The following is an 18,484-nucleotide window of genomic DNA, read 5'->3' as shown; positions in this document are numbered from 1 at the left end:
TTTCTGCTTATTATTTTAGTTTGAAGTAAAAAATGGAATGTAATCGATTTTTTATGTGTTAAAAAATCCAGATTATCGTTTGCCTCAATCGGGATAGCAAAAAAAACGCCAAGATTGACTCTGTGTGGCTGTTTTTTATTCAATTCTGCATAAGTTAATTCTCAAACCGGCCAAAACATGTAGTTTTGCTGTGTTTGAGTGAATTTTTCGTTGTAACAGGTCAAATTCCAATTTTATTTTTGAACAATTATTGACAGAAGTCACGGTGATAATTAGAATACCGCCAATTTGTCTGATATGCCCTAAAGCAAAGTTAAAATGCGAACAGGAAGGCAAATGTGCAGTTTAATTTAAAATTTTTGCATTTTTATTCTGGAGGTTGTCTTGAGTAAATCAGCACTGTTAGTCCTGGAAGATGGGACAGTGTTCCACGGAATTTCCATTGGAGCAGATGGTTCGTCCGTTGGTGAAGTCGTTTTTAATACCTCGATGACGGGGTACCAAGAAATCCTCACTGATCCTTCCTATTCTCAACAAATCGTTACCCTTACTTACCCTCACATTGGCAATACCGGCACCAATGCCGAAGATGAAGAATCATCCCAGATTCATGCACAAGGCCTTGTGATCCGCGATCTTCCTCTTATCGCTTCTAACTTCCGTAGTGAACGTTCCCTTTCTGATTACCTTAAATCGCAAAACATCGTCGGCATTGCGGATATCGATACCCGTAAGCTGACTCGCATTCTGCGTGAAAAAGGTGCTCAGAACGGTTGCATTCTGGCAGGCGATAACCTGGATGAAGCTCTGGCGCTGGCAAAAGCACAAGAGTTCCCGGGCCTGAAAGGGATGGATTTGGCGAAAGTAGTAACGACGAAAGAAGCTTACGAATGGAAGCAAGGTTCATGGACGCTGGAAGGCGGACTGCCTGAAGCGAAAGATGACAGCGAACTGCCGTACCACGTTGTGGCTTACGATTTCGGTGCGAAACGTAACATCCTGCGTATGCTGGTTGACCGTGGCTGTCGTCTGACTGTGGTTCCGGCTGAAACGTCTGCCGAGGACGTTCTGGCGCTGAATCCGGATGGCGTGTTCCTGTCAAACGGCCCGGGTGACCCTGAACCATGTACTTACGCTATCGAAGCAACCAAGACATTCCTTGAAAAAGGTCTGCCGGTCTTCGGTATCTGTCTGGGCCACCAGATTCTGGCACTGGCCTCAGGCGCTAAAACGGTCAAGATGAAGTTCGGTCACCACGGTGCTAACCACCCGGTGAAAGATCTGGATCGTAATGTCGTGATGATCACCTCGCAAAACCACGGTTTTGCGGCCGATGAAGCGACTCTGCCGGAGAACCTGCGTGCGACTCATAAATCGCTGTTTGATGGTTCACTGCAAGGTATCCACCGTACGGACAAGCCGGCATTCAGCTTCCAGGGTCACCCTGAGGCGAGCCCGGGCCCACACGATGCGGCACCGCTTTTCGACCACTTCATTGAATTGATTAAACAACACCGCGCTTAATTTGGAGTAGTAAACAATGCCAAAACGTACTGACATTAAAAGCATTCTGATTTTAGGTGCTGGTCCAATTGTTATCGGTCAGGCTTGTGAGTTTGACTACTCTGGCGCGCAGGCGTGTAAAGCGCTGCGTGAAGAGGGTTACCGCGTTATCCTGGTCAACTCTAACCCGGCGACCATTATGACTGACCCGGAAATGGCGGATGCGACTTACATCGAGCCAATCCAGTGGGAAGTTGTGCGTAAGATCATCGAAAAAGAGCGTCCGGATGCGATTCTGCCAACCATGGGTGGCCAGACGGCACTGAACTGTGCGCTGGCGCTGGAAAAACATGGCGTGCTGGAAGAGTTCGGCGTGGAGATGATCGGTGCAACGGCGGATGCGATTGATAAAGCAGAAGACCGCTCGCGCTTTGATAAAGCGATGAAATCTATCGGCCTGGAGTGTCCACGAGCCGATACCGCGAAGACAATGGAAGAAGCATACCGCGTGCTGGATATGGTGGGTTTCCCATGTATCATCCGTCCTTCGTTCACTATGGGTGGTACCGGCGGCGGTATCGCTTACAACAAAGAAGAATTTGAAGAAATCTGTCGCCGTGGTCTGGACCTGTCGCCAACCAACGAGCTGCTGATTGACGAATCTCTGATCGGCTGGAAAGAGTACGAGATGGAAGTGGTGCGCGACAAAGCGGACAACTGCATCATCGTGTGTGCGATCGAAAACTTCGATCCTATGGGTATCCACACTGGTGACTCGATCACTGTGGCACCGGCCCAGACTCTGACTGACAAAGAGTACCAGCTGATGCGTAACGCATCTCTGGCGGTTCTGCGCGAAATCGGCGTAGAAACCGGTGGTTCAAACGTACAGTTTGGTATCAACCCGAAAGATGGCCGTATGGTTATCATCGAGATGAACCCGCGTGTATCGCGCTCTTCTGCACTGGCCTCAAAAGCGACCGGTTTCCCGATTGCAAAAGTCGCCGCCAAACTGGCAGTCGGCTTTACGCTGGACGAGCTGATGAACGACATCACCGGCGGTGCAACTCCGGCGTCGTTCGAGCCGACCATCGACTACGTTGTGACCAAGATTCCTCGCTTTAACTTCGAGAAATTTGCGGGTGCTAACAACCGTCTGACCACGCAGATGAAATCTGTCGGTGAAGTGATGGCGATCGGCCGTAACCAGCAAGAATCACTGCAGAAAGCACTACGCGGTCTGGAAGTGGGTGCTAACGGTCTGGACGAAATGGTCGATCTGGATGCTCCGGATGCACTGACTAAGATTCGTCACGAGCTGAAAGACGCAGGTGCCGAGCGTATCTGGTACATTGCTGATGCATTCCGTGCCGGTATGTCGGTCGACGGTGTATTCAACCTGACGAACATCGACCGTTGGTTCCTGGTTCAGATTGAAGAACTGGTACTGATGGAAAATGACATCAAAGCGGGTGGCTTTGCCGGTCTGACTGAGACCACACTGCGCGCGATGAAGCGCAAAGGCTTCTCGGATGCTCGTCTGTCTGCTCTGCTGGGCGTAGCGGAAAGCGAAATCCGCCGTCTGCGTGACCAGTTCAACATTCACCCGGTTTACAAACGTGTGGATACCTGTGCCGCTGAGTTTTCATCTGACACTGCGTACATGTACTCATCTTACGATGACGAGTGTGAAGCGAACCCGACTGACAAAGACAAAATCATGGTTCTGGGCGGTGGTCCGAACCGTATCGGTCAGGGTATCGAATTTGACTATTGCTGTGTGCATGCGTCACTGGCGCTACGTGAAGACGGTTACGAGACCATCATGGTGAACTGTAACCCGGAAACCGTATCGACTGACTACGACACGTCAGACCGTCTGTACTTTGAACCCGTGACTCTGGAAGATGTACTGGCCATTGTACGCGTTGAAAAACCAAAAGGCGTTATCGTGCAGTACGGCGGCCAGACTCCGCTCAAACTGGCGCGTGCGCTGGAAGCGGCAGGTGTGCCTATCATTGGTACCAGCCCGGATGCGATTGACCGCGCAGAAGACCGTGAGCGTTTCCAGCACGCGGTTGAGCGTCTGGGTCTGAAACAGCCAGAAAACGCGACCGTGACTGCAATCGAACAAGCGGTTGAGAAATCAAAAGAGATCGGCTTCCCGCTGGTGGTTCGTCCTTCTTACGTGCTGGGCGGCCGTGCGATGGAAATCGTATATGATGAAGCAGACCTGCGTCGTTACTTCAACGAGGCGGTGAGCGTATCGAACGAGTCTCCGGTTCTGCTGGACCGTTTCCTGGATGATGCAACCGAAGTTGACATCGATGCTATCTGTGACGGCGAGCGCGTTGTGATCGGCGGTATCATGGAGCACATTGAGCAGGCAGGTGTTCACTCTGGTGACTCGGCATGTTCTCTGCCAGCGTACACGCTGAGCCAGGAAATTCAGGACAAGATGCGCGAGCAGGTTGAGAAACTGGCGATGGAACTGGGCGTTCGTGGTCTGATGAACACGCAGTTTGCGGTCAAAGACAACGAAGTTTACCTGATTGAAGTGAACCCGCGTGCGGCCCGTACCGTGCCTTTCGTATCGAAAGCAACCGGTGCACCGCTGGCGAAAATCGCTGCGCGTGTCATGGCTGGCCAGTCTCTGGAGCAGCAAGGTTTCACCAAAGAGATCATTCCACCGTACTACTCAGTCAAAGAAGTGGTGCTGCCTTTTAACAAGTTCCCGGGTGTTGACCCGCTGCTTGGCCCTGAAATGCGCTCTACCGGTGAAGTGATGGGTGTTGGTGCAACGTTTGCTGAAGCTTTCGCGAAAGCGGAACTGGGCTGTGGCAACGTGTATCCTGAAGGTGGCCGTGCACTGCTGTCTGTGCGTGAAGGCGACAAAGAGCGTGTGGTTGACCTGGCTTCTAAGCTGGAGAAACTGGGCTACAAACTGGATGCCACTCACGGTACGGCTGTGATTCTGGGCGAAGCGGGTATCAACCCTCGTCTGGTCAACAAGGTACACGAAGGTCGTCCGCACATTCTGGACCGCATCAAGAACAATGAGTACACCTACATCATCAACACGGCTGCCGGCCGTCAGGCGATTGAAGACTCAAAAGTTCTGCGTCGCGGCGCTCTGGCTGAGAAAGTGAACTACACCACAACGCTGAATGCGGCGTTTGCAACCTGTATGTCTCACACTGCGGATGCCAAAGCGAACGTAACCTCAGTTCAGGAACTGCACGCACAAGTGCGCGCTGATCAGGCTGCAAAAGCATAACGGATAACAATACGGGTAAGTAAAACTTATCTGACAACCTCATTGCCCGCTCATCTGAGCGGGCTTTTTTATTTCCTGTCGCTATGACTCAGTTTGGTAGCACAGCTGAAAGCTTGTCTATTTTTTGCGACAACGGCATCACTTGCTCATCTTCGTTTCTACTTTCCCTATTATTAACGTGGGCTTCATCATAAAAACAACAAAATTTACTGATTGAATTGTCAATGTGGCTAGTTCCTCCTTACTGAACGGAGTGATGAGTCATGCTGAAACGTTTCGTCATTATGTTGTGCTTACTACTGACCGGATGCAGCAGTCAATGGATCGCCAGGAGTGATATCGATGGCACGATAGAGCAAAACAACCAGAAAATATTTATTGGAATTCCGGTACTTGCCAGTTTAGAAGGTTCGATGGCCAGGCTGGATGAAAGCTGGATACTGACAGCGAAACACAACCGGGTCATTCTGGCTCTGCAGGGCAGAGAAGTTTACTACCATCCTTACTGCGATATTGCACTGGTCAAAAATGCCGGCACCATTTCTGCTGCGGTAGGTATGGTGTTTAATGGCCAGGAAATCCTGCATGTCGGCTATCCGATAGGACTGCCTCTGTCGGCGAGCAAGGGTAAGTATGTCGGCGATGTATTTGTTCAGGGCTGGGACGGATGCCAGATGTCGGCCACAACCGGTGTCGTGTCCAGCGGTATGTCTGGTGGCGGGGTTTATAATGATCATGATGAGCTGATTGGCATCAATCATGGTTATGTCTCGGGCAGTGTCCTCTGGCCGAACGGAGAGCAAGCCTCTCATCCGGCGGTGTTTGTTTCTTTATATGCCGTGAAAGACTGGCTGCAACTGGTAACGGGCAAAGATTACTATCGTTAATCGCGCTACGGGATTTTATCGTTGAATATTAGGAATGGATCATTTTCTTTCAATTCGCTGTTAGCGGACAGGGCGCAGTGGTAGCGTGTAGCCTTTCTCGTCTCAGTTTTGGAAGTTCATGGAAGTCTCGTTAGATATTTTAGCTCTGCTGTTTGTGGTCGCGGGTGTGGCCGGGTTTATTGATGCGATGGCCGGAGGGGGAGGACTCCTGACCGTGCCGGCTCTGCTGGCGGCCGGGGTGCCGCCGACTCAGGCTTTGGCGACCAATAAGCTGCAGAGTTCGTTCGGTAGCTTTTCCGCCAGTTGGTATTTTATCCGTAACGGCATTGTCAGCCTCAAAGATATGCGCCTGGCGATTGTGTGTACCTTTGTTGGTTCTGCCGCCGGTGCTGAGCTGGTGCAGGTGATAGATGCCTCGCTTTTGACCAGCCTGATCCCGCTGCTGCTGATTGCTATCTCACTCTACTTTCTGCTGGCACCGCAAACCCGTGCTGATTCAGGTAAAAAGCCTCTGCCGGAAGCGCTGTTTGCGTTTTGTGTCGGTGGCGGAGTCGGCTTTTATGATGGCTTTTTTGGCCCGGGCACAGGGTCAATTTTTACCGTCTGTTTTGTGGTGCTGGGCCATTTCAGTCTGGTGGAAGCCACCGCACGTACCAAGGTACTCAACTTTACCTCCAACATTGCCGCGCTGACCTTTTTCCTGATAGCCGGTCTGCCTATCTGGCAGCTTGGCCTGACGATGGCCGTCGGCGGCTTTATCGGTGCCCGCCTGGGCGCGAAAGTGGTGATCAGTAAAGGCCAGCAGTGGATCCGTCCGCTGGTGATTGTGATGTCGATGCTGATGGCGACCAAGCTGTTGTGGGAACAGCACTCTCAATGGTTGCTATCAATGTTCTGACCCTTTGCGAGCGGTAGCTGGTCGCGCGTACACAGATGTGAATCGGGCGAAACAGCGGCGCCAGCTCGGCAAAATAGTGGCAGTAGCCCGGCTCTATTTTCAATGCATTGACGATTGATAAAGGCACCAGCGCCGGAGTCATTCCGCCCAGCGCCAGTTGGGCGGCGGCGGTGTAGGAGTCCATTTCCATTACCGGCGTGATACCGAGTCGTTCCAGGATCGCGGCCTGGTAGGTATTGGCCGGATTGTTCAGATCGTTGGTCACCAGCTCAGCCGGCAGACCGCTGAGCGGGCTGTGACTGACAATACAGAATGGCTCGTCATACAGGTGAAAAGCCATCAGGCCGTGATTGCCCGGCAGATAACCGGCGCAGAAGCCTAAAGTCGCTTTACCGGACTGGACATGTTCAACGATACGCGGGGTATGGTGGGTGGTGATGGTAAAATGCGGGTCGCGTTGGCGAAACTGGCCCATCACCTTGCTAAGGTAACCGGCCACCAGAGTTTCCGAGCAGTCGAGGCGGATCTGGGTGTTGTCTTCCAGCGCCTGCTGCTCGAAAATCATGCCGCGCAGTTCGTTAAAGGTCGGGCCGATATTGGCAATCAGCTGCTCGGCTTCGGCAGTCAGTTTGACCTGGCGGCCAGCCGGAGCAATCAGCTTTTTACCCAGTTTTTTTTCCAGATTTGCAATCCGTTTGCTGACCGCAGACTGGCTGATATACAGCTGACTACCGGTACGACTCATGGTTTTTTCTTTGCTCAGTACCAGCAAAGTTTCAATGCCTTCCAATAGCATGGGCTTTCAATGACAATGAGGAATAGATAGTCCTATTGTACCCTAAGCCGCCAATGAGTCTATGTCGCAGCGCACACCAAGCAGCACTGACCTTATCTTTGACCGCTTTGGCTGGCACTTACTCCGGATAATGATTACGCTGCGCCGGGTCGGCAGAGAAATATTCGATGAATTCCCACTCTGTTCCGCTCGGGTCGAAAAAGTACACCCGGCGCCGGTACGCACTGTCTTCACTCAATTCATTGGCACGATAGCCGGCGGCAAGCAGGCGCTGCTCCACAGCGTGGCTGTCATCGACCACAATACCGATATGGTTAATACCGACATCGACATAAGGGGTGCGGTCCGGCTCAGTGCGCTCGACGACTTCTTGCAGGGCGATGTAACTGTGCTCTGTACCGATATGACACCAGCGATAGCGGTTTTGTCCCTGATGACGCACGGTAAATTCCGGCACAGCAGTCTGTAAAAACACAATCGCCTGATCTAAATCGGCGACGGTGATATTGGCGTGTTCGACATAAGCTGACATGACATTCTCCTTGTTATTATCGGTCTGCTCTTTCAGCTTAGTCGTGTAAAACTGATTAAGTAAACATTTTACTTTATTTAATTGCCTGGGCTGGGTGAGAAATTCGTCTGGTGGCGGAAAAAAGCAGGATAAAGCAATAAAAAAACCACCGATTAAGGTGGTTTGCGACGCAGCGTTAAGCCACTGCCAGCGGTGATGGCTGGCGTTAGCGGGTCAGAGCAAACGTTGGCAGGGATAAGTGCCAGCGAATCGCACCGAGGCGGATAATCAGGGTCGACAGGGTACCGGAGATAAACGCGGTCGAGCTGTCGTAGCCCATCGCCAGTGCAGTGGTATGGAATACCCCGCCGATAATACAAGCGGTGGCATACACTTCACTGCGCAGTATCATCGGGATTTCGCGCGCCAGCACATCCCGGATAATGCCGCCGCCACAGCCGGTGATCACGCCCATGATGATCGCAATCATCGCCGATTCCTGATACATCAGCGCTTTTTCCACTCCGGTGCCGACAAATACTGACAGGCCGATGGCATCGCACACCGGCAGAATCCACCACGGCAGACGCTTCGGGCGGCGTACCACAATCATCATCACAATACAGGTGATCAGGATCACCCACAGATAAGTGGTATCCCGTACCCAGAAGACCGGGGTAGCGCCCAGAGCCATGTCGCGGATCGTGCCGCCGCCGATGGCGGTGACGCTGGCCAGCACAATAACCCCGAACGGATCCATTTTTAACCGTCCGGCTAAAAGTACGCCGGAAATGGCGAAAACTGCAGTACCAAACATATCGATCAGAAAGAGCAGTGAAGTATCCAAGATGTCGTTCGCTTTGTTAGATCTGTGAATAAAGGTTCGCCGGATGGTAGCCGCCACGACATAAGCTGCGACCTTTGGCTGCCTTAAGCATAACCTAATCTGGTCACAGCCGGTTTATCGGCGGATAACATCCTGCGAGTGATGTATTTATGGGGCGCAGATTGTAAGGGATTTTTGCTGATCCTGTTACTGATTTCGCACCTGATCAAAATAATCACACACCTGTTTGATCGCATTGAGCGTACGCGGGGTCGGGCGGTTGATCCAGTCCGAATTGAGTGACCAGACATGGCGCTCTGCTACCGCCGGCAGTTGTTCTGACCAGCGCCACCACATGGTGCCGTTGGCCATTGCATGCTGGGAGGTGAAAATCACTTCCGGCTGGGCGACCAGCACCTGCTCGATACCTATCTGCGGGTAGGGAGACGGGCTGTCCTGAAACACATTTTCACCGCCGCAAAAGCGGAACACTTCCGTCGGCCAGCCGTTTTGCGCCAGAGTAATGATTGGTTTCTGACTGAGCTGATAAAAGTAGCGCACTGGTCTTGCATCGGCATAGCGGGCACGCAGTTCGCTGAGCTGCTGACGGAAATCGGCTGCGGCCCTGGCACCGACCGACGGATCATCGGCATACTGGCTCAGCTTGTCGATATTGTTGGCAATACTGTCCAGATCGCCGGTTTCTGAATAGTAAATATTGAGGCCGAGCTGTTTGAGTTTATCCAGTTCGCGTGCCGGATTACCCGACGGCCAGGCCAGCACCAGATCCGGGTGCAGAGCCAGAATACGTTCGATCTTGATGCCCTGATAGTTGGCCACTTTCTCTATTTTCCGCGCGGCTGGCGGGTAGTCGCTGTGTTCACTGACCGCCACCAGCTTATCGCCGAGGCCGGCGGCAAAGGCGATTTCGGTCGCGTGCGGTGCCAGGCTGATAATCCGCTGCACCGATGAGGCCTGAGATTGAGACGAGGCGACCTGAGATTGAGACGGGGCGGCCTGACACCAGGCGCTGAAACAGATAAGGCTGAGCGTCCAGAGGCGCATTTAAACTCCTTGATGAATCAATACCAGCACGGCACTTTCTGCCACAATCCAGGCGAAGATGCGCCAAGCCAGCAGTTTATGTACCTGCGCCAGATGAATGGCTGACGGGGCTATTCGACCGCCAATTTTAACCCGCACCGCTTTCTGCTCGCCGTAAATGGCTGGTCCGCCCAGCGACAGCTGCAGTTTGTTGCCGACGGCACACAGCAACCAGCCCGGCCCGGGCAGCGGCCAGGCGCGGCTTTGTGCTAGCGTGGTCGACAACACTTCTGTGGCTTTGCTGCCGCACACCACAAACAAACTGAACAGGCGCAGCGGAATAAATTCCAGTATTGCGACCGCGTGCACCACTGGTCGTCCGAATGGCTGAAAACGGGCGCGGGACGGTGACCAGGCGCGAGACAGTTCGACCATCAGGCGATAGAGCAGGGCGCCAACGCCACCGAGTAATCCGTACCAGAACAGTACGCACACCACATTGCGGCCAAAACCCATCACTATGGTTTCGGTGCCGGCCTTACCCAGCCCCAGAGGTGACAGGGTGGAGGTATCGCGGTTGACGTAAGGCATCAGCAGGCTGCGCGCCAGCTTTTTATCTTCGCGTGCCAGAGCCTGACTGAGCTGATTGGCGAGCTGCTCCTGGCTGCGCCAGTCCAGCGCCAGCAGCAACAGGGCCATTTCAAACAGCTGTGGCTGCCAGACCAGTGGTTTAAGGGCAATCAGAACCGCCAGCGCCGGCAGGATCATCAGCATCCAGGCTAAGGTACCGGATAACTGACTCTGAGCGTAATTGGTTTGGGTGTTGACTTTACTGGCCAGCAGATCGGCGAACTTGTGCCACAGCGTGACCGGATGAGCACCGCGTGGGATAGGCAGGATCAGATGAAATAACAGCGCGCCCCACATGACCAGGAGCGCACCGTTGGCATACAAAGTATGAAATATCTCGTCCATGAGCGTGGCTTTACTTCAGCAGTTCCACCATTTTGATCACCATCTCTGACGAGCTTTGCGCTGCCAGTGGCAGGAACTCGTCAAAAGACATCGGAGATTCTTTGTCGGCCACGTCAGAGATAGCACGCACGACCACAAATGGTACCTGGAACTGGTGACAGGTCTGGGCAATGGCCGAGGCTTCCATCTCAACCGCGATTACCGACGGGAAGTGGCGACGGATTTCTGCCTGACGTTCCGCACTGCACACGAACGCATCGCCGGTACAGATCAGGCCGCGAACCGCATGTTTGTCCTGCATGGTGGCCAGCGCTTGCTCTGCCACCGCCATCAGCTTGTCATCGGCTTTAAACGCGGCTGGCTGGCCAGCCATCTGACCGATTTCGTAGCCGAATGCGGTCACATCAGCATCGTGATGGCGAACTTCAGTTGAAATCACCACATCGCCGACGTTGAGGGAGGAGTCAAAACCACCGGCTGAACCGGTATTGATCACGACATCCGGCTGGTGCTGGTCAAGCAGGATCGCGGTACCGACCGCAGCGGCCACTTTACCGATGCCCGATTGCAGTACCACAACGTCTACGCCGTGCAGCTGACCGGTGTAATAGGTCGCGCCGCCTTTGCTGGTTTGCTGAACGTTTTCCAGGGCGTCTTTTAAAATCGCGACTTCCTGTTGCATTGCGCCGATGATGCCAATTTTCATGCAGAATCTCTTATATCAATTATGAAAAAACTGCGCAGAGTCTACCACGTTCTGCGCTGCTTGCGCGAGGCCGGGTTTATTCGTGTGAGGCCGGGTTTATTCGTGTATAGAGAAGCTCTAAGGCTGGCGCAGCATACCGGCGGCGGCCAGTTTCTCGCGCAGATTTTCGGCGCGGCGGCGGTTGACGCCAAAGTCACTGTAACCGACCCGCGATTCAGAGCGCACGATCAGGTGATCGTCACGCAGCCGGAGCTCCAGATCATCGACGAAACGCAGGAAGCGCGTGGTGCACTCGATGCGCAGGTAGTTATCCTGTTTGTCGGCGGTTTTCGCCCCCTGCAGGGTCAGGGCGACCCGTTCAATCTGATCGAGCGTGACGCCCGGACGCAGGATAAAGGGCGCCAGGGCAAACTTGTCGCGGCTTTCCTGGGTGGAAACACAGTTGGGCTTATCACCGCAAGGGGTTTGGGTTCTGTCTGTCATTGGTGCGACTCCCTGACTGCACGCGCTGAGCAATAGCACGGCAACCAGCAGGATTCCCTCTCTTCGCATCGGCGCGGTCCTGTAACTTGATATGAGTGAAGATAAACGGCCGCAAGGTCATCACGCTTAGCTTAGGTTTCCCTCGCTTAGCTTGACTAAACCCAACGCCCTGAGCGCTGCAGCCGACAGTCCCTAGTATAAAACAAAAAGGATTCATCATTGATGAATCCTTTTGTCAAACAGTGAAGCGTGTAGCGCCTGACGTATGGCGACAGGCACTATGGCTAATCAGACCTCGAGGAAGTCCATGATGCCTTCGGCCGCTTTACGACCTTCATCGATAGCGGTCACCACCAGATCTGAGCCGCGTACTGCGTCACCACCGGCAAAGATTTTCTCATTGCTGGTTTGGAAGCGGAATGATTGCTCAGAAGGCGCTTTAATGCGGCCCCATTGATCCAGCTCGACCCCGAATGGTTCCAGCCAGCTCATCTGGTGCGGTTGGAAACCAAACGCCATGATAACGGCATCGGCCGCCAGCACGTGTTCGCTGCCTTCGACCGGCTCCGGACGACGACGGCCGGCAGCATCCGGTTCACCCAGTGCAGTTTTGACCACTTTGACACCGCTGACGTGACCCGCGGCGTTGACTTCAATCCCCAGTGGCTGCAGGTTGAACATAAACTCAACCCCTTCCTCTTTGGCGTTCTTCACTTCGCGGCGTGAGCCCGGCATGTTCTCTTCGTCACGACGATACGCACAGATAACGTTAGCCGCGTTGTGACGAATTGAGGTCCGTACACAGTCCATTGCGGTATCACCACCACCCAGCACGACGACCTTTTTACCGGCCATATCGAGGAAAGGTTCGTTGCTTGGCAGATCCATCACTTTATAAGTGTTGGAAATCAGGAACGGCAGCGCATCGTACACGCCTTGCGCATCTTCGTTCTCCAGACCGGCACGCATGTACTTGTAGGTACCTACGCCAAGGAACACGGCATCGTATTCGTTGATCAGATCCTGCAACTGGACATCTTTACCTACTTCGACGTTAAGGCGGAACTCAACCCCCATCTCAGTGAAGACGCGGCGACGGTTTTCCATCACGCCTTTCTCCAGCTTGAAGGACGGGATACCGAACGTCAGCAGGCCACCGATCTCCGGGTAACGGTCAAACACGACAGGTTTGACCCCGTTACGCACCAGCACGTCAGCCGCAGCGAGGCCAGCAGGGCCGGCACCGATGATCGCGACTTTCTTGTCGGTCCACACCACTTTCGACATGTCCGGTTTCCAGCCCATTTCGAACGCGGTATCGGTAATGTATTTTTCAATATTACCGATGGTGACTGCGCCAAAATCATCGTTCAGGGTACAGGAACCTTCACACAGACGGTCCTGCGGACAGACGCGTCCGCACACTTCCGGCAGGCTGTTGGTCTGGTGCGCCAGATCGGCCGCTTCCAGAATCCGGCCCTCGTTGGCCAGTTTCAGCCATTGCGGGATGTAGTTGTGCACCGGACATTTCCATTCACAATACGGGTTACCGCAATCCAGGCAGCGGTCCGCCTGAGCGCCCGCTTGCTGCTGGGTGAAAGGTTCGTAAATTTCTACGAATTCAATTTTACGCACATTGATCGGCTTCTTGGCCGGATCAACCCGGTTAACATCAATAAATTGGTATACGTTCTGGCTCATTACTTCGGCTCCTTCCAATTATTGTGCTTGAACGCGCAGTTCTGCAGAGCTGCGGCTTTGGTGACCGAGCAGGGTCTGTAGATCCGCAGACTGAGGTTTAATTAAGTAGAACTTCGGAATCCATTCATCAAAGTTCGCAAGAATGTTTTCAGCATGCACTGAACCGGTCTCTTCCAGGTGCTCGGCGATCAGACCACGCAGATGCTCCTGATGGATGTACAGCTCATTGAGCGACAGCGCTTCGACCGACTCGTCATTGACGCGGCCTGCGAAATCGCCGTTTTCATCCAGCACATAAGCAAAACCACCGGTCATACCCGCACCGAAGTTGACCCCGGTTGCGCCCAGAATCGCGACGATACCGCCGGTCATGTATTCACAGGCGTTGTCGCCCGCGCCTTCGATAACCGCGATGGTGCCTGAGTTACGTACGCCGAAACGTTCGCCCGCTTTACCGGCCGCAAACAGCTTACCGCCGGTTGCGCCGTACAGACAGGTGTTACCGACAATGGTCGCTTCGTTACAGGTAAACGCGGTACCCAGATGCGGTTTGATCACAATCTTACCGCCGGCCATGCCTTTGCCGACGTAGTCGTTGGCATCACCGGTCAGGTACAGCTCTACGCCGCCTGCGTTCCATACCCCGAAGGACTGACCCGCGGTACCTTGCAGTACCACTTTGATCGGGTTAGCCGCCATACCGGCGTTGCCGTAACGTTTGGCAATTTCACCCGACAGGCGGGCGCCGACGGAGCGGTCAGTGTTAATCACATCATAGTACAGTTCAGTCGACTGCTGGTTCTCAACCGCCTGCAGCGCATCGTCGACAATCTTCTGGTTCAGTACCGCTTTGTCAAACGGTGTGTTTGGCTGGGTGCAGTACAGTGGCAAGTTATCCGGTGATAGCGGCGCTTCCAGAATACCGGACAAGTCCAGCTTGCTCTGTTTGGCGGTCATGCCCTGCACGGTTTCCAGCAGGTCAGTACGGCCAATCAGATCGGTCAGTTTCTCAACGCCCAGCTCCGCCAGGTAGCCACGCACTTCTTCGGCAATACCGGTGAAGTAGTTGATGACCATTTCCGGCAGACCTTTGAAGTAGTCGCGGCGCAGGGTTTCGTCCTGAGTCGCCACACCGGTTGCACAGTTGTTGAGGTGACAGATACGCAGGAATTTACAACCCATCGCCACCATTGGACCGGTACCAAAACCGAAGCTTTCCGCACCGAGAATCGCACCTTTAATCACGTCCAGACCGGTTTTCAGGCCACCGTCCACCTGCAGGCGGATCTTGTGGCGCAGACCGTTGGCGACCAGTGCCTGCTGCGTTTCCGCCAGACCCAGTTCCCAAGGGCTGCCGGCATACTTAACCGACGTCAGCGGGCTGGCGGCGGTACCGCCGTCATAACCGGAAATGGTGATGAGGTCCGCGTAGGCTTTCGCCACACCGGTCGCGATGGTGCCGACCCCCGGTTCGGAAACCAGTTTGACCGAAACCAGCGCCTGCGGGTTAACCTGTTTGAGGTCGAAGATCAGCTGGGCTAAGTCTTCAATCGAGTAAATATCGTGGTGCGGCGGCGGTGAAATCAGGGTGACGCCCTGCACCGAGTAACGCAGCTTGGCGATTTCCGCCGTCACTTTGTGGCCCGGCAGCTGGCCGCCTTCACCTGGTTTCGCGCCTTGTGCGACTTTAATTTGCAGCACGTCAGCATTAGTCAGGTAATGCGGTGTGACACCAAAGCGGCCGGAAGCGACCTGTTTGATGCGCGAGTTACGCTCGGTACCGAAACGACGTGGATCTTCACCACCTTCACCTGAGTTGGAGTGACCACCGATGCGGTTCATCGCCATGGCCAGCGCTTCGTGCGCTTCCGGACTCAGGGCGCCGATAGACATTGCGGCTGAGTCGAAACGTTTAAACAGCTCGGTAGCCGGTTCAATCTGCTCCAGCGGCAGTGGCTTATCGGATTTTTTCAGTGTCATCAGGTCGCGCAGCATGGCTGGCGGACGCTGGTTCACTTGTTTGGCAAACTCAGCATAATCGCTGCTTGCGCCGGATTTGACCGCTTTTTGCAGTGTGCCGACCACATCCGGGTTGTAGGCGTGGTATTCACCGCCATGGACGTATTTCAGCAGACCACCGTGTTCAACAGTTTTACGTTTGGTCCACGCTTTGCGTGACAGGTTGAACAGATCCTGCTGGAAGTCTTCAAAGTTCGCGCCCTGAATACGGGTCGCCACACCTTTAAAGCACAGATCGACGATGTCGGTGTGCAGGCCGACCGCTTCAAACAGTTGTGAACAACGGTAAGAGGCCACGGTCGAGATGCCCATTTTGGACATGATCTTGTACAGACCTTTGTTGATACCGTACTGGTAGTTCTGCATCGCGTCGCGGTAGCTCTTCTCCAGCACGCCGTCATCAACCAGTTTGCCGACCACTTCGTACGCCAGGTACGGGTAGACTGCTGTCGCGCCAAAGCCGATCAGTACGGCGAACTGGTGCGGGTCACGGGCGGTCGCGGTTTCAACAATAATGTTGGCGTCACAACGCAGGTTGGCTTCCACCAGGCGGGTTTGCACCGCGCCGACGGCCATCGCGGCCGGGATCGGCAGTTTGCCTTCAGTCAGGGCGCGGTCCGACAGAACGATCAGCACGGTGCCTTCGCGCACCACCTGCTCGGCTTTATCACACAGTTCCAGCAGGGCCTGTTTCAGATCTTGCTGCTGCGGATCAAAGTTGATGTCGAGAATCGTATTGCGGTAATGCTGATCGCTCAGCGTCAGCAGCTGCTGCATGTCTGAGTAAAGCAGGACCGGCGAGTCGAAAGTCACACGATGGGCGTGGCCATCGGTCTCGTTAAAGACGTTCATTTCCTGACCGATACTGGTCGCCAGCGACATCACGTGTTTTTCGCGCAGCGGATCGATCGGCGGGTTGGTGACCTGAGCAAATTTCTGACGGAAATAGTCGGTCAGCAGGCGCTCTTTGGAAGACAGCACCGCCATCGGAGTGTCATCACCCATAGAGCCGACCGCTTCCTGGCCCATATCGGCCATGACGCGCAGCACCTGATCCACTTCTTCACGGGTCACCGCAAACTGTTTCTGGTAGGTGTTGAGCTGATCTTCATCGAAGTTGCGCTCACCGACCTGATCATCCGGCAGTTCAGCAAAGCTTTTCAGCGGGTAGACGTTATTTTTCATCCACTCGCGGTACGGGTGACGGCTCTTCAGATCGTTATCGATCTCGGCCGATTGCCACAGTTTGCCTTTACGGGTGTCAATCACCAGCAGCTCGCCCGGACCGACGCGGCCTTTCTCGGCCACTTCATCCGGAGCGTAATCCCAGATACCGACTTCAGAGGCGAGGGTGATCAGCTTGTCTTTGGTGATCACGTAGCGCGCCGGACGCAGACCATTACGATCTAGGTTACACGCTGCGTAGCGGCCGTCAGACAGAACGATACCGGCCGGGCCATCCCACGGCTCCATGTGTTTGGAGTTAAAATCGTAGAACGCGCGCAGATCGTCGTCCATATCCGGGTGATTCTGCCACGCTGGCGGCACAAGCATGCGCATGGCACGGAAGATATCCATACCACCGGCCAAAAACAGATCCAGCATGTTATCCAGGCTGGACGAGTCAGAACCGGTTTCGTTAACAAACGGGGCGGCACTCTTCAGATCCGGCAGCAGCGGCGAAGAGAACTTGTACGCGCGGGCACGGGCCCACTGACGGTTACCTTCGATGGTGTTGATCTCACCGTTGTGCGCCAGATAGCGGAACGGCTGAGCCAGCGGCCAGCGAGGCTGAGTATTGGTTGAGAAACGCTGGTGGAACAGACAGATCGCGGATTCCATGCGCAGGTCTGCCAGATCAAGATAGAAACGTGGCAGGTCCGCCGGCATACACAAGCCTTTGTAAACAATGACCTGAGTTGAAAGTGAACAGATGTAGAAATCTTTGTCTTCGCTGATCTGTTTTTCGATGCGACGACGGGCGATATACAGGCGGCGTTCAATATCACGCTCGCGCCAGCCAGCCGGGGCAGAAATGAAGACTTGTTGAATATCAGGCAGGGATTCCGCGGCGATCGGACCCAGTACCTTCGGATTGGTTGGTACGGTACGCCATCCGGATACCGTGAGTGTTTCTTGCGCCAGCTCTTTATTAATGATGTCGCGCGCAGTCTGCGCTTTTACAGGATCTCTGCTCAGGAAGATCATACCAACCGCGTATTGCTTACCCAGCTTCCAGTGCTGTTCTTCAGCCATCAGGCGCAGGTAAGAATCGGGTTTTTGTAGCAGGAGACCACAGCCATCACCGGTTTTTCCATCGGCAGCAATACCGCCACGGTGAGTCATGCGATCGAGAGCAGAAATCGCGGTGCGAACCAATTTATGACTAGCCTGACCTTCCATGTGCGCGATCAAGCCGAATCCACAGTTGTCTTTCTCAAGACTTGGATCATATAGAGCCATTGCAATTCTCCCTTTTGCTTCTCTGTCATCCAGACAGTAAATGACTAACTATTCGTTCGTATTGTTATAATTTAAATAATTATGAAAATTAAGTGACTAAAAACTTAACAATTCGAGACAGTCTATTTATCACTGAATTCACAACCTATAGCTTATTGTGAAAAAGGTCAAGTTTTTGGTGAATAATCATGTCTGTCAGCTATTTACCAGCTATTACTCTGTTAATTGTCAATAAATTCAAATAGATAGGAATGGTGGTGTTACAGGTTTTTAACAAATAACTCTCAGCGGATGAGAATCACATAAAAAAGGCTAGCAGAGACTGCTAGCCAAATAGGAACAATAGGAAGGATCTTATGGTGTCTAAATTAAGGCTCGCAGAGAATTGCTTCTGT

General features: G+C 53.7%; 13 protein-coding genes. 4 read left to right on the top strand and 9 right to left on the bottom strand.

Annotation, left to right across the window (positions count from 1 at the left end):
- Positions 1-384 precede the first annotated feature (384 nt).
- From carA to KNV97_RS15700, 4 genes are all read left to right on the top strand, one after another.
- The gene (carA, locus tag KNV97_RS15715) at positions 385-1,524 is read left to right on the top strand and encodes a glutamine-hydrolyzing carbamoyl-phosphate synthase small subunit (protein ID WP_136483359.1); all 1,140 of its coding nucleotides are present in this window, start codon (positions 385-387) and stop codon (positions 1,522-1,524) included.
- Between the two features lie 16 nt (positions 1,525-1,540).
- Positions 1,541-4,780 (top strand): carbamoyl-phosphate synthase large subunit, encoded by a 3,240-nt coding sequence (gene carB / locus KNV97_RS15710; protein WP_136483360.1) that lies wholly within the window; start codon positions 1,541-1,543, stop codon positions 4,778-4,780.
- A gap of 263 nt (positions 4,781-5,043) precedes the next feature.
- Positions 5,044-5,667, top strand: a complete 624-nt coding sequence (locus KNV97_RS15705) for a serine protease (protein WP_218562297.1) — start codon at positions 5,044-5,046, stop codon at positions 5,665-5,667.
- Between the two features lie 118 nt (positions 5,668-5,785).
- Entirely contained in the window at positions 5,786-6,565 is a 780-nt protein-coding gene (locus KNV97_RS15700; protein WP_136483362.1) for a TSUP family transporter, read from the top strand.
- Here the strand turns inward: KNV97_RS15700 and KNV97_RS15695 are convergent.
- The 9 genes from KNV97_RS15695 to gltB all read right to left on the bottom strand — a co-directional run bounded on the left by KNV97_RS15695 (position 6,456) and on the right by gltB (position 18,089).
- Positions 6,456-7,361, bottom strand: a complete 906-nt coding sequence (locus KNV97_RS15695) for a LysR family transcriptional regulator (protein ID WP_218562296.1) — start codon at positions 7,359-7,361, stop codon at positions 6,456-6,458. The two genes, KNV97_RS15700 and KNV97_RS15695, sit on opposite strands and share 110 nt — an antisense overlap.
- A 118-nt stretch (positions 7,362-7,479) precedes the next feature.
- A complete protein-coding gene (locus KNV97_RS15690; protein ID WP_136483364.1) occupies positions 7,480-7,893 on the bottom strand; it encodes a VOC family protein in 414 nt (137 codons plus the stop codon).
- A gap of 205 nt (positions 7,894-8,098) precedes the next feature.
- On the bottom strand, positions 8,099-8,719 hold the full coding sequence (locus tag KNV97_RS15685) for a TRIC cation channel family protein (protein WP_136483365.1): 621 nt from the start codon (positions 8,717-8,719) through the stop codon (positions 8,099-8,101).
- A 186-nt stretch (positions 8,720-8,905) separates the two neighbouring features.
- A complete protein-coding gene (btuF, locus tag KNV97_RS15680) occupies positions 8,906-9,763 on the bottom strand; it encodes a vitamin B12 ABC transporter substrate-binding protein BtuF (protein ID WP_218562295.1) in 858 nt (285 codons plus the stop codon).
- The gene (locus KNV97_RS15675; protein ID WP_136483367.1) at positions 9,764-10,717 is read right to left on the bottom strand and encodes a cobalamin biosynthesis family protein; all 954 of its coding nucleotides are present in this window, start codon (positions 10,715-10,717) and stop codon (positions 9,764-9,766) included.
- 10 nt (positions 10,718-10,727) lie between these two features.
- The gene (mtnN, locus tag KNV97_RS15670) at positions 10,728-11,423 is read right to left on the bottom strand and encodes a 5'-methylthioadenosine/S-adenosylhomocysteine nucleosidase (RefSeq protein ID WP_136483368.1); all 696 of its coding nucleotides are present in this window, start codon (positions 11,421-11,423) and stop codon (positions 10,728-10,730) included.
- Between the two features lie 117 nt (positions 11,424-11,540).
- Entirely contained in the window at positions 11,541-11,975 is a 435-nt protein-coding gene (locus KNV97_RS15665; protein WP_168796947.1) for a DUF1499 domain-containing protein, read from the bottom strand.
- Between the two features lie 219 nt (positions 11,976-12,194).
- Complete coding sequence (locus KNV97_RS15660; RefSeq protein ID WP_218562294.1) at positions 12,195-13,607, bottom strand: FAD-dependent oxidoreductase; 1,413 nt, start codon at positions 13,605-13,607, stop codon at positions 12,195-12,197.
- A gap of 18 nt (positions 13,608-13,625) precedes the next feature.
- Positions 13,626-18,089 (bottom strand): glutamate synthase large subunit, encoded by a 4,464-nt coding sequence (gene gltB / locus KNV97_RS15655; protein ID WP_136483370.1) that lies wholly within the window; start codon positions 18,087-18,089, stop codon positions 13,626-13,628.
- Positions 18,090-18,484 lie beyond the last annotated feature (395 nt).

The organism is Vibrio ostreae (assembly GCF_019226825.1).
GTDB lineage: Bacteria > Pseudomonadota > Gammaproteobacteria > Enterobacterales > Vibrionaceae > Vibrio > Vibrio ostreae.
The sequence above is the reverse complement of the archived record's forward strand: the minus strand, read 5'-3'. Positions and strand labels throughout refer to the sequence as shown.

Bases quoted from the DNA above. Each gene is read 5' to 3' on its own strand.
- KNV97_RS15665 (WP_168796947.1), bottom strand. From the start codon at position 11,975: ATGCGAAGAGAGGGAATCCTGCTGGTTGCCGTGCTATTGCTCAGCGCG.
- carB (WP_136483360.1), top strand. From the start codon at position 1,541: ATGCCAAAACGTACTGACATTAAAAGCATTCTGATTTTAGGTGCTGGT.
- KNV97_RS15700 (WP_136483362.1), top strand. From the start codon at position 5,786: ATGGAAGTCTCGTTAGATATTTTAGCTCTGCTGTTTGTGGTCGCGGGT.
- KNV97_RS15705 (WP_218562297.1), top strand. From the start codon at position 5,044: ATGCTGAAACGTTTCGTCATTATGTTGTGCTTACTACTGACCGGATGC.
- KNV97_RS15660 (WP_218562294.1), bottom strand. From the start codon at position 13,607: ATGAGCCAGAACGTATACCAATTTATTGATGTTAACCGGGTTGATCCG.
- mtnN (WP_136483368.1), bottom strand. From the start codon at position 11,423: ATGAAAATTGGCATCATCGGCGCAATGCAACAGGAAGTCGCGATTTTA.
- KNV97_RS15690 (WP_136483364.1), bottom strand. From the start codon at position 7,893: ATGTCAGCTTATGTCGAACACGCCAATATCACCGTCGCCGATTTAGAT.
- KNV97_RS15695 (WP_218562296.1), bottom strand. From the start codon at position 7,361: ATGCTATTGGAAGGCATTGAAACTTTGCTGGTACTGAGCAAAGAAAAA.
- KNV97_RS15675 (WP_136483367.1), bottom strand. From the start codon at position 10,717: ATGGACGAGATATTTCATACTTTGTATGCCAACGGTGCGCTCCTGGTC.
- btuF (WP_218562295.1), bottom strand. From the start codon at position 9,763: ATGCGCCTCTGGACGCTCAGCCTTATCTGTTTCAGCGCCTGGTGTCAG.
- gltB (WP_136483370.1), bottom strand. From the start codon at position 18,089: ATGGCTCTATATGATCCAAGTCTTGAGAAAGACAACTGTGGATTCGGC.